Genomic DNA, 11,972 nt, shown 5'->3' with positions numbered 1-11,972 from the left:
ATCGACGGACATCGTTCGACTTAGAGCGCATTTCAAAACCCATGTTTTAAGTGGTTGAAGCAGATCATCGCGCATCCGAGAACCGTCAAGGCGTAGTGAATGTCAGCCCGACGCTCGTACCGGATAGCTAACCGTCTGAATCCGTTCAACCAGGCGAACGTACGCTCGACAACCCAGCGATGGCGTCCGAGCCTTTGACTAGCTTCCACACCCCGCCGCGCGATACGGGGCCGAATGCTGCGTCGGTGGCACGCGCGACGGCAATGCCGGTGATCGTAGGCCTTGTCGGCATGCAGCTTCCGAGGTCGATAGTGTGGGCGACCCCGTCGCCCTTGAATGGGTGGTATGCGATCCAACAACGACGCCAATAGCTGGCAATCGTTTCGGTTGGCCCCGGACAGCTGGACGGCCAGAGGTCGGCCATACCGATTCGTCACGAGGTGTCGTTTGCTCCCAGGGCGGCCGCGGTCGACCGGGTTGGGACCGATGGCCGATCCCCCTTTTTAGCCGCCAGGCTGGCGCTGTCGACGCAGGCGCGGGACCAGTCCAGCCGATCAGCCTGATGCAGCTGCTGCAACAACACCTCGTGCAGCCGATCCCAGACCCCCGCCTGTTGCCAGTCCCGGAGTCGACGCCAGCACGTCACACCTGAGCCGCAGCCCATCTCCTGGGGCAGCATGTGCCAAGGAATGCCCGAGCGCAGTACGAACAGAATGCCGGTCAGCGCCGCCCGATTGGAAATCGGCGGGCGACCGCCGCGCGCGCTCACTTCAGGCTCCGGCAATAGCGGCTCCACAATGGCCCAGAGTTCGTCGGATACGATCTTCGAGGTCATACCTGAACGCTATAAACGCAATCGTTCGCCTTCAAGTTTTGAAACAGGCTCTTAGGCCCTGAACGTTGCTGACAACTGGAGCCACATCAAATCGAAAAAGGCGCCCGGTTGATATCGCGCCGCGACGAAACGGCAACAGGCCCTAATGCTTGTCGGCGAGCAAGAACTCGACGAGCCGGAAATCGAAGGGCGTATCGATGCTCACCATGTCCTCGGTGATCAAGCCGGCCGTGTTCGCGCCCATGATGTTGCGTTGCTCGACGAGACAGTCGCGAGTGAAAGCATAGGCGGCACCGTTGCGGTGATAGAGCGCATCCAGCTGTTGGCGCGCGATGATCTGGCCGCCGTCCTGGCTGTAATAGCCGAGTTGGTCGTCCGTTAGCGTCAGTTGTTTGCGTGGATGGTATTTCGAATCGGTTTCGGAGACGGTCCAGACTGCATCCCGCCCTTCGTCGATCAGTTTGCGGTAGGTGTCGCGAACGTGCGCGGCGGTGCGCATGGGCGATGTCGGCTGGAGCATGAGCACGATGTCGTAGCGTTGCCCATCGCGTTGTTCGGTCTCGTTCAAGGCATGCGTGAGCACGTCGAGATCGCCAATCCGGTCGCCGGACAGCGCCGGTGGCCGACGCCAATCGGCGGCCAGGCCGGATGCCTCGGCGATTCGGGCGATTTCGTCGTGGTCGGTGGAAACGACCGCGCGGTCGATCTCCGGCAACTCTGATATCAGATGGCCGACGCGGGCCACCAGCGGGATGCCCTGGATCGGCTGGATGTTTTTCAGCGGTACGCCCTTGCTACCGCCGCGCGCGGGTACGACCGCCAGAATCTTGTAGTCGGCGTACATGATTACGGCGTGCTCCGGTCTGCTACGATCGCATCGATAAGCTCGGGTACACCACTCAGGTCCGGCACGAGATGCGTGGGTCTTACCGTTAGGCGGTGAGCCGGGCGGCCGTGGTCCTCGGTCTCGAGCTCAACGCCGATGAAATGACAACCAAACGACGCCGCCGCTATGCGATCGTCTTCGCCATCGCCGATCATGACCATGGCGGTCGGTTCGAGAGCCGTCTGTCGTGCAATGCGATTCAGGTTGTCGATTTTGCTGTCCGGGCCGCCCAGAACCGCCTGAAAGCGTGTGTGCATGCCGCGCTTTTCGACGATCGGGAGCAGACCGTCACTTGGGGTGGCGGAATTGATGAACAATGCGAGACCCCGTGCGGCCAGTCGGTCCAGCGTGGCCTCGGCGCCCGGCACCCAGTCGCAGCGCGTCACCTCACGGGTCACGATGTCAGCATAGGTGGCAACGAAAGTCGGGCCGTCCGGGATGTGATCGAACCCCTCGGCCCGTAATTGGCGCGACAGCTCGGCAAAGATTTGGTGCCGGTTGGCCCCCGGATGCGTGTGGCGCAGCGCCATCACGCGCTCCGGGTCCAGGCCGTGGGCTTCGGCCGTCTGCTGAAACGCGTCGTATTTGATTTGATTCGACAGCACTAGCGTACCGTCGAAATCAAAGACCACGGCCTTGATCAAAGCCGCCACCAATTAGCCGTCGATTGCCGAGTTGGGCTCGGCCTCGGCGGATGCTTCGTCTTCAGCGGCGCGCCGCTGCGGCGGCCAGATCTCGTTTTCCGCCTCGTCCTCGTCACGCAGGGTGAAGCGGCCCCAGTGGTCGACGATCGTTTTGCGTGCGCTGCGTGGCATGCGGTTGATGCGCTTGTCCTTGTAGAACGAATCGTCGTTTTTATGTGTCGACGAGATTTCTTCGAAAATCACGCCGGTCTCGGTCCAGAAGTGATGCCATACCCCGGGTTGTACGACCGCGGTTTCGCCCGGCGAGAGCACTTTGTGATGGCCGTCGACCTCCAGATGCAGGGTGCCGTGGACAATGATGAAGGTCTCGTCCTTGAGCTTGTGAAAGTGGGCCGGGTGATATTGGCCGGGCAACTGCGCGACGATCTTCTTGCAGTACTTGCGATTGACCACGTCGATGAGAACCGCGCCAACTTCGCGAAAATTCTCGACGCCGTGGTGATGCGAGTATTCCACCTTGAAGTCCGAGTTCAGCGGTATACGCGCCTCGTTGAGCATCGCCTTGATCTGATGCAGCGATGACTGAATGACCTTGCGGTCCGGGTCGCTGGGAATATCGACGTTGCTGAAGGCCACCGCGCCATTGGATTCCACGGCTTGTTTGACCGTCGTGCCCGGTTTGAAGCGGCCCGAGGTCAGTTGGCCATCCTGCAGCGGCATGGCGAAAAAGACATCATCCATCGTTAATTGCTGTCCCGGCGCCAGCGGTTCGCGGGCATAGACGCCGCGTTGCAGCGCTGCCAGCGCATCGCGCTCGGCCTCGGTATGCCGGGTTTCGCGGGTATCGTCGCCGCATAGGGCCACGGCTTTCTTGTAAGCGGCCAGCCAGGCCCTGACCTGATCCGGGTCGGCGGAATAGGCATTAAGTTGAGTGACCGGCCCATCGACGACACCGACATGTTTTTCGAACATGCGCGCGCCCTTGGCATAGGCGGCGATCACGACATCGGTGTCGCCCGGATCCTCGTGGGTCGACCAGCCGATCGTGGTATCGCGATAACGTTCGCGCAGGCGATCGATCTGGTTGAGTTGGCAGTGCTCGTCCGGGGTGGGATACAACGCCACGCAATGCATCAGCGCATGATCGATACCGCGGTGATGGCAGAAGCTCGAGATGTTGTCGATGGCCGCAATATCCTGGCCGCCCGTGGAGACGATCACCGGGAGGTTGGCCTCGGAAATCCGTTCGAGCAACGGCCAGTCCTGGCACGAGGCACTGGCGACCTTGATGATGTCGAAACCCATCTCCTCGATCACGTCCACCGACGCTTCATCGAACGGCGTGCACATGGTCAGCAGATTCTGGGCGCGGGCCGCGTCGAACATCGTCTGGAATTCGTCGCGCGACAACTCGGTCGATAAAAACCGCTGGATATGCTTGGGTTCGCTGGCCTCGCGATAGTCCGGATGGATGAACGTATCGAGTTGCCGGAACTGGAATTTGATCGCCGCGCGGACCCCGTATTCGGCGGCTGCGGCGCCCATTTCGCGAATGATCCTCAGGCCATGCTCGACGTCGCCTTGATGGTTGTTGGCCATCTCGAACACGAACAGGTCATTGAAATCATAGGACTGACGCATGCGGGCGCTCCTCTTGTTGCTCTGCGGTGACGCGCTCAGGCGCCGGCCATGCCGCGAATGTCGTAGGGTTCGGCTTCATCGAGACGCACGACCCGTTGCTCCCGGTGCGAGCGGTGTGCCGCCGCAATCACCATCATGGTATCCAGCCCGCGCGACAGTTCCAGCGGCGAGGTCGATCCATCCTGCACATGTGTATTGATGTGATCGAGCTCGGCAATGAAATCGTCGGGCCGGCTCTTGGTGAACTTCTCTGTTTCGGGAGCCGAATTCCCCGAGCCGTGGATGACGGCATCGGCCCCCGGGGCATATCCGGCCGCCCATTCGACGTAACCGGTGCTGCCTTGCAGTCGGGCCCATTTACGCGTGGGCTGGGTGACCACATCCTGAACCACGCGCCCGCGCAGCCCGTGTTCGGTGGTCAAGTGCAACGCCGCCAGCCGGTCGTATTCCGCGGCGCCGTCGGTGACAATATCGAGCAGCGCCGAGACTTCGACCACGCGCCCGGCGCCCACCACGTGGGCCATGTGCTGCCAGAGATTGAGCGCATGCGAGTGTTCGCCCAGCGCGCCGCCGCCGCGTCGCCAGTAGCCGAGATAGCTGTCGGCGGGGCCGTCCAGCCAGGGGTGGGCCGCAAAGATGCCGCCCCAGTACTCGCGGAATTCCACATCCAGCGTGGTGACAGTTCCGACCGTGTCGGTACCCGCCAGTTCATCAAAGCGTTGGGTCGCAAGGCCGACGACGTGATCATAGCCGACGAACACGCGCACCCCCGCTGCACGGGCACGTTCGAACACCTGGCGATCGAGTTCGGATTCCGGCGTGCTGGCCGGCTTTTCGATCAGAATCGCCTTCGGGCCCTCGTCGATGGCGGCAAGCGCCAGGGGCATATGCGCATCCGGCGGTGTGCCGATGATGATGAGGTCGTGTTGGCCAGTCGGCGCATCGGCGGGATCGTACAGCTCGATTGCCTCGTCCCACTGGCCATAGCGGCTGGGGTAGATATCGTGCCGTGTGCGCTCGAGTGCCGCCGGATCGGGGTCGCAGATCGCGACTGACCAGCCGAGCGAGCGCGCCGCGTGGGCCATATGGTTGCCGATCGAACCGGCACCGTAGATCTTGACTTTGTCCATGGTCGCGTGGGGTAGCATGGTGAACGGAACTTCGCGAGCAGCGCGAAGGCGAACGAGAATAGCAGCCGCGGCGACTGGCGGTCAGGCCATCCACTACACACAAAGGGCACGATGAAGATTTTCGGTCTGACCGTGTTGAAGGACGAAGGCGATATCGTAAGCCAGACACTGACCGAGGCACTTGCCTGGTGTGACCGTATCGCCGTGCTCGATAACGATAGCGACGACGATACCGTGGCCAGGGTCGAAGCGGTCGCGGCCGCCCATCCGAACCGCATCGAATTCATAGGCCGCTATACCGGGGCATTTCATAACGATCTGCGCATGATCCCGTTCTACCGCTTGTTTGACGAAGCAACCACCAAAGACTGGTGGTGCCGGCTCGACGGGGACGAGTTCTATCCACACGATCCGAAAGCCTTCCTGGCAGCTCTATCGCCTTTGGAGTGCCGGGTGAACGCGATCAACCTGTTCTACGAATACACCGATATCGATTGGGCGGCCTGGCAGGCCAATCAGGAGACGCTGGCCGATCGCCAGCGCCCGATCCAAGAGCGGCGACGCTATTATCGTGCGGCCTACGAAGAACTGCGCTTCATGCGGCATCATCCGAAACTGAAATGGTGCGGCAGGGCGCATTGGCCAACGCCGCGGGGGCCTTTAGCGCGCGAGCGAATCATCATGCAGCATTTTCGAGCCCGAGATCCGGAGCAGTTGAAGCGTCGACTGGCGATACGACAGGTCGCGGCGGAACGCGGCCAGCGTAAACCCGATCATCACTGGCGGGTCGCTGCCGCAGACTGGCAGAGCCAGATTGTTGACCATCGGAGCTGCTACTACGATGACCATTCCGGCACATTCGAGTATGACGCCCATCGTTTTTCCGATCCGCCGGGCAAGCGTTTTGGTCAGAATTTACGGCGCGCGGCGATGGCGCTGGGTTGGCGAACCTGAACGTGCGCCTTCTAAGTCAGGGGCTGGCGCCCTCGTAACCTACGGTCGATCTTCTATAATCGACAGCCATGTTCAGGCACATAATGGTTCGCAACGGCATCGTCGCGGCTCCGTGATATGAAAAATCTGTTTCGTACCAACAAACAGGGTCACAACAAGGCGTTGTGGAACTATTTCGTTAAAAGCACGCCCCGGCGCCGCCAATGGTACGCCGCGCGCCTCGGCGCCAAGCAGGGGGCATCGCTGGATGCACGTCAACGCTTGGCCAAAGAGCTGGCGGCCTCCGGCGGCGGCTATGAGATTCCGCTCGAGAACGGGTTCGCCGTGTTTTCCCCCGGCACGTTCGCAGAAGTCGATGACATCGTCGGAACCGTGCGCGAGATTATCGCCGCACGTGAAGCCGAGGTCGCCCCGGGCAACAAGGATTTCTTGCAGCAGGGATATCTAGACGTTGCCCATCTTACCGACGAGTCGCCGTTTTTACGCTTTGCCCTGCGCGAAGACGTGATTGCGGCCATCGCGGGTTATCTCGGTGTGGTCCCGGTTCTCGCCAAGATCGACGTCTGGAAATCCGATAATTCCCCGTCGCAGCACCACGCCAGCCAGCTCTATCACTGCGACTGGGACGATACGGCTCAGCTCAAGATTTTCATCTACGCCAGCGATGTGGATATCGCGAGCGGCCCTCTGACGCTGATGGAAGCTGAAGCCTCGGATAAGCTGCGGTCGTCGATCGGATACACCTATGGCCGCAAGGGCTATCGCGTGAACGATGAGGTTGCCAATCGTGTGGTTGGTCGTGATCCACAGCATGAGATCACCGGCGTAGCGGGCACCTCGGTGTTCGCCGATACCAGCCGCTGTTTCCACTATGGTAGCCGCGTACAAGAGGGCGGTCAGCCGCGCCTGGTGGGGTTCTTCCAATTCGTGACTCCTACCAGTTTCCTATTCCCGCCGGGTGGTTATCAGCAGGTGGCGCCCTATCGCGGGCTGGCACGCGATGATCATTCCGAACTCGTTCGAATGGTGCTGGGCGCGATCTAGGCGCGAACTAAGAGATGAGCCGGCGCGCGAAGCGCTGAAGCGACGCTCACGTACGAAGGGCTCATGAGTCGAATTTGTCATCTCAATCTGGCGCGCGGTTATCGAGGCGGTGAACGCCAGACTGAATTGTTAATTCGCGAGCTTGCGCGCCGTGGTGTGGCCCAGAGGCTGATCGCTCGGCGGGGCCAGCCGCTCGCCGAGCGCCTGGTTGATCTGTCGGATCTGGAGATCGTTCCCGTTCGTAAGCCGTTCGCGATGCGCGTGACCAGTGTGCGAGGGGCCGTGCTGCATGCCCACGAAACCCGGGCGGCGCAGTTGGCGTGGTGGCGTTGGCGTGTGGCAGGTACGCCTTACATCGTCACGCGCCGGATCGGCAAGCGGCCGAGCGCGAATGTCGTGACCCGGGCGATTTATCGCGATGCGGCGGCCTGTGTGGGTGTGGCCGGATCGGTGGCGCGTGAAATCGCGGATTACGCGCAGCGCGATGTGGCGACGATCTATAGTGCGCTGTCCGATCTGCCAGTGGATCGGGGGCGTTCGCAGGCCCTGCGCAAGCGTTGGGGGGATGCGTTCGTCGTGTTGAATGTGGCGGCCCTCGTCGATGCCCAGAAAGGCCAGTCGCATTTGATCGAGGTCGCGCGTCGAGCCGCTTCAGAGCGGCCGGGCATGCATTTCGTTCTGGCCGGCGCAGGGCGCGATCGTACGGCTTTCGAACGCCAGGCGCGTGGGCTCGCGAACATCGAGTTCGCCGGTTTCGTCGACAACGTCGGCGACTATTTAGCTGCTGCCGATGCGTTCGTATTGCCATCGCGCCATGAAGGGATCGGCGGCGCCGCTTTGGACGCGATGCGCGCGGGCTTGCCGGTCGTGGCCTCGGCAGTCGATGGGTTGCCAGAGTTCGTCGACGACGGTCGTAACGGCTTGTTGGTTCCGCCCGGCGATGAAAACACTTTGTTCAACGCGCTCATCCGTCTGCGGGACGAGCCCGAGCTGGCGCGGGCTCTGGGGGCGGCGGGTCAAAGCACAGCCGCCCGTTTTTCGGTGGCGCGTATGGCCGATGCATACCAGGCGCTGTATGCGCGTATCGCAGATGTTTAGGCCCGATCCGGTTCTATACCAGCACGCCCTTGGCGAGGCGCCCGACTGGGTGGGCGCGGTGGCAGAATCCGTAGGAGCCACGCGCCTAATCGAGCAGGGTTTCCGGGCCAGAATCGATGGCGAGCGGATCGCCGATAGCGAGGCCGGCGTCGCGCTCGTTGCCAGCGATCGCGTGCTGCACTGGTTGGACGATGCCGCCATCGACCGCGCCCTGGATGCCGCGTTCCGGGTCGCCTCGTTTGGCGTGTTTCGCATTGCGACCCGCTATTCGGCTGGCCCGCTGGTCGGTGGCAGGAACGAATTTGCCAGCGTGCACGACGCCGAATGGTGGTGCCAACGGCTTGCCGCGGTGTTCGGTCATGCCGAGACGATCGAAAATACGCCGCGCGAATACTGTGTGATCGTCACCGCTCCGGTTGATGCGGCCTTGGCCGCCAGGGTGGCGGATCTGCAGCGGCGAGCCAAACGCCGAGCGACCTGGGCGCGCCGCCGACAGCGATTGGCTGGCCGCCTCTGGCGTTTGGTGCGCGGCACTGTGTCGGAACGGCGCCTGTTGCGGGAACTGGCCGGTAAGCATGTGGCACTGGTCGGCAATGCCGTCTCGCTGGCCGAGCGCGACTATGGGACGGCCATCGATGCCGCCGATGTCGTAGTGCGCTGTAACCGGGGCATTCTGGTGGCGGAATATTCACACGGCAGCCGTACCGATTGGGTGGTGACCGGCTTGCCGATCAGTCGAGCAACCGCCGAGTCACGCGGCATCCAGCGCATGGTCTGGGTCAGTCGCCGGGCCAAGATGATGCGTAACATTCCGGCCTGGATGTTCGCCTCCGGACGGCTGCATATGTTTTCCAAAGCACGCGATGTTCATCTGGCACGCGAGTTGGGTAAGATTGCGTCTACCGGCATGAAGGCTATCGATTTGCTTGCGGCCTCGGATTGCGCGCGCCTCGATATTTACGGCTTCGATTTTGGCGCTTCCCATTCGGCCAGTCAGCCCACGCGCCCGATGTCCCCCGATCATGATTTCGACGCCGAGCGGCGGCGCGCGCTGTCGCTGATCGAAGCCGACGCCCGACTGCATTGGCACCCGTGATGTCCGTTGCCGGAAAAACTGGGTACGCGGCGCAATAGGCGGCTACCGCACGCCTGTCCCCTAAACGGAGCATCGAACGAGTGTGATCGAGGTCTGTTTCCATACGTATCCCGAAGGCTGGCCATGGACGCGGCGATCACGGCGGCGCTTTAGACGCAAGCGCCACAAGATAGAGTGGTCCATCGCACTGCGTCGTGGCTTCAAGAAACACGGCATCAAAACTCGACTGCATCGGCCGGGTGCACCGCTTGACGCCGATGTACATGTCTTCTGGGGCTGGCATGAACCCGCCATGTTTGAGCGCCTGCGGGCGAACGGGCAGCACGCGCTGATTATCGAACGGGGTTTTCTGCAGCCGCGTCGGGAGTGGGCGAGTCTGGCTTTCGACGGTCTGAATCGGCGGGGCCGCTACGCTGGCCCGGCGGACGACGGCCAGCGGTTTGCTCGTTATTTCGGTCATCAACTGGCGCCGTGGCAAGCGCACTCATCCGATCGGGTTCTGTTGATCGGGCAGGTGCCGGGCGATATCTCTCTCGACGGTATCGACGTGGCGCAGTGGGCCGCCGATCGGGCCGCGCGTCTGACTGCGCTCGATAAGCACGTGGTATATCGCCCACATCCGCTCAAGCCGACGCCTTGCCCGCCCGAGGCGGCGTTGTCGGATTGCGATCTGGCGACTGAGCTGGCGGCCGCCGGCCAAGTGGTGACCTATAGTTCCACGACCGGCGTGGAATCCGTGCTGGCCGGAGTGCCGGTGGTGGTCGAAGGGCCGGGGTCGATGGCTTGGCCCATGGCTAGTCATGCAATCGAGGCGCCGTTGGTGAGACCGGATCGGCAGGCCTGGTGTTGCGACCTAGCCTGGAAGCAGTGGCAGCACAGCGAATTGGCGGACGGGCGAGCCTGGGAGCATGTACGCCACGCGGTCGGGCTGTGACGATGGCGTGGCCGGCCGCTTAGCCTATTGGGATAGGCTCTTGGGGTCGACGGTTGATCATCCGCTATCATCGGACGCTATCAATCGCCGGCTGACCCTAAAGCGCGTGGCTCGAGTTCTATATATCGGTCGTTACTATCCGGATATCGGCGCCGGCCCCATCACGCGTCTGCGGCGTAAGAAAAATCGCTACCGCAAGTTGCGCGGGCAGTGCGGATTCATGCGTTCGGCGTTGCACGCCAGCTTTGACGTGACCGAGGCCCGGCTCGAGTGGCTGAAGCGCCATGCCCGCGAGGTGGCCAAGCGTTTTGATTATCTGATCGTATGCAGCAAGTCGGATTCGTCGGGCGAAGGTGTCAACGTACGCGAGTTCGATTTTATCGCCGGGATCGACGGGTTGCCCAAGGCGTTTTTCATCAGTAATCCTCAAGCAGGTTTCATGGTCGACGATGCCTGCCTGGACTGCTTCGATGTCGTGTTCAAGCGGGAGCACTACGCGGATTTGAACCGCTACGCGATTGCCGATCGCAATCGCGACAAGATCCGTCTGGCTTGGCTGGCCTGTCCGTTGATCCCCTCGCGGCGCCACAACGTGGCCCGGCTCGACCCCAGGGCTTTCGGCTATGCCGAGCCGAGTACCGACTGTCGCCACGACGTCTGCTTCTACGGTACGCAAAGCTCGCGCCTGCGGCCTGAAGTCTGGCGTCGCGTACTGGCGTCCGATCTGGATGCGATCGGCGGGATCCAGGGGCATGATATCGACCCGGATGTGGCCGCCGATGTAGCCGTGCCGGCCGTTGATGCCGAGCGCTATGTCGAGACGATTCGCGAATCGCGGGTCAACCTTGCCCTCGATGGCCTCGGCGAATTCACGCATCGGCATTGGGAGCTGTGGCTGCTGGCGGCGTTTTGTTTGAGCAGTCCCTCGATCCGGGCCTTGGCGCTACCGGGTGGGGCGCGCGAGTACGAGCATTTCGTCTGCTTCGACGATCTGGACGATATGATCGATAAAATCCGCTATTACGCCACCCATGAAACCGAACGCCAGGCGATCGCCAGCTCAGGTCGACGTCTGTTCGAGCAGACTTTCGATTTCAAGGCCTATGGCCGATTTGTTGCCGAGCAGATGGACCGGGCGAGCACTGTTTAGCAGCGCTGTCCATGATTTAGGCCGAGCGTTCGCCGCGGGTGTTGTCTCTAGCGAGCCGAACGCCGGTGGATTCGGCGCTGTCGTCGATGGTCAAACTGCGTAGCACCTCGGCCACGGAAGCGCGCAGTCGTTCGCGGGTAAAGGCCGAACGCGCCACGGCGCGATCGTCGTTGGCGCCAAGAAACCACCAAGGCGCATGAGCGATCAGAAATTGCTGATAGTCGTTGCGAACTTCGTCGGTGGGCTTGGCCAGGAGCTGCGGTACGGTCTCGGCCACGCTTTGTGCATCGGCGCAGAAGGGGCCGCTTGGACAGTCCGAATGCCAGGTGCGGGCAAAGGTCAGGCCCGGAATGCCCGCCTGCATGCCTTCGAAGACCGCTGAGCCGGTGCAGGAAGCGGTGAGCTTCGCGCCGCCGATTAGTGTTGCCGAGTCGACGAATGCATGAACCAATATGGCATTGGGAATCCGTCGGATCGCCTCGTAAAGCGGGGTGCGTACTGAACTGGCCCCTGATTTCTGGACAGTGCGATAAGTGGCAAGCTGCTTCGCAAGAGCCATC

At 62.0% G+C, this 11,972-nt stretch carries 12 protein-coding genes; 6 read left to right on the top strand and 6 right to left on the bottom strand.

All coding sequences use genetic code 11. From position 1 onward, the window contains the following. Positions 1 to 32: 32 nt before the first annotated feature. The 5 genes from C41B8_RS20105 to C41B8_RS10020 all read right to left on the bottom strand — a co-directional run bounded on the left by C41B8_RS20105 (position 33) and on the right by C41B8_RS10020 (position 5,136). Positions 33 to 835, bottom strand: a protein-coding gene (locus C41B8_RS20105; protein ID WP_156962498.1) for an IS5 family transposase whose coding sequence is annotated in 2 segments (ribosomal slippage) — positions 33 to 505 and positions 505 to 835 — 804 coding nt in all. Because the reading frame shifts where the segments join, the coding sequence is not laid out codon by codon here. 142 nt (positions 836 to 977) lie between these two features. After that, positions 978 to 1,679, bottom strand: coding sequence for an acylneuraminate cytidylyltransferase family protein (locus tag C41B8_RS10035; protein ID WP_037337385.1), 702 nt, complete (start codon positions 1,677 to 1,679; stop codon positions 978 to 980). A 2-nt stretch (positions 1,680 to 1,681) separates the two neighbouring features. Next, positions 1,682 to 2,374: an HAD family hydrolase gene (locus tag C41B8_RS10030; protein WP_198025144.1), complete on the bottom strand. Its 693-nt coding sequence runs from the start codon at positions 2,372 to 2,374 to the stop codon at positions 1,682 to 1,684. A 3-nt stretch (positions 2,375 to 2,377) separates the two neighbouring features. Then, positions 2,378 to 4,006, bottom strand: coding sequence for a D-lyxose/D-mannose family sugar isomerase (locus C41B8_RS10025; protein WP_084188799.1), 1,629 nt, complete (start codon positions 4,004 to 4,006; stop codon positions 2,378 to 2,380). Between the two features lie 35 nt (positions 4,007 to 4,041). Further along, the gene (locus C41B8_RS10020) at positions 4,042 to 5,136 is read right to left on the bottom strand and encodes a Gfo/Idh/MocA family protein (protein ID WP_037337379.1); all 1,095 of its coding nucleotides are present in this window, start codon (positions 5,134 to 5,136) and stop codon (positions 4,042 to 4,044) included. A 111-nt stretch (positions 5,137 to 5,247) separates the two neighbouring features. Here C41B8_RS10020 and C41B8_RS10015 point away from each other — a divergent pair, with 111 nt between their 5' ends. The 6 genes from C41B8_RS10015 (at position 5,248) to C41B8_RS09990 (ending at position 11,412) form a co-directional block, all read left to right on the top strand. Further along, positions 5,248 to 6,090, top strand: coding sequence for a glycosyltransferase family 2 protein (locus tag C41B8_RS10015; protein WP_037337376.1), 843 nt, complete (start codon positions 5,248 to 5,250; stop codon positions 6,088 to 6,090). 117 nt (positions 6,091 to 6,207) lie between these two features. Continuing rightward, positions 6,208 to 7,134 carry a hypothetical protein gene (locus C41B8_RS10010; protein ID WP_037337374.1) on the top strand — a complete coding sequence of 309 codons (927 nt, stop codon included), beginning with the start codon at positions 6,208 to 6,210 and terminating at the stop codon, positions 7,132 to 7,134. 63 nt (positions 7,135 to 7,197) lie between these two features. Further along, complete coding sequence (locus C41B8_RS10005) at positions 7,198 to 8,232, top strand: glycosyltransferase family 4 protein (protein ID WP_037337372.1); 1,035 nt, start codon at positions 7,198 to 7,200, stop codon at positions 8,230 to 8,232. Beyond that, positions 8,225 to 9,328: a glycosyltransferase family 29 protein gene (locus tag C41B8_RS19620; RefSeq protein ID WP_198025143.1), complete on the top strand. Its 1,104-nt coding sequence runs from the start codon at positions 8,225 to 8,227 to the stop codon at positions 9,326 to 9,328. The genes C41B8_RS10005 and C41B8_RS19620 overlap by 8 nt, the downstream gene beginning before the upstream one ends. Before the next feature lie 292 nt (positions 9,329 to 9,620). Further along, a complete protein-coding gene (locus C41B8_RS09995) occupies positions 9,621 to 10,262 on the top strand; it encodes a hypothetical protein (protein WP_156962497.1) in 642 nt (213 codons plus the stop codon). A 106-nt stretch (positions 10,263 to 10,368) separates the two neighbouring features. After that, positions 10,369 to 11,412, top strand: a complete 1,044-nt coding sequence (locus tag C41B8_RS09990) for a glycosyltransferase family protein (protein ID WP_198025142.1) — start codon at positions 10,369 to 10,371, stop codon at positions 11,410 to 11,412. Between the two features lie 16 nt (positions 11,413 to 11,428). Here the strand turns inward: C41B8_RS09990 and C41B8_RS20670 are convergent. Then, the coding region (locus C41B8_RS20670) for a hypothetical protein (RefSeq protein ID WP_037337364.1) at positions 11,429 to 11,972 on the bottom strand (544 nt) is incomplete at its 5' end.

Source organism: Salinisphaera hydrothermalis C41B8 (assembly GCF_000732535.1).
GTDB classification, from domain to species: domain Bacteria; phylum Pseudomonadota; class Gammaproteobacteria; order Nevskiales; family Salinisphaeraceae; genus Salinisphaera; species Salinisphaera hydrothermalis.
The sequence above is the reverse complement of the archived record's forward strand: the minus strand, read 5'-3'. Positions and strand labels throughout refer to the sequence as shown.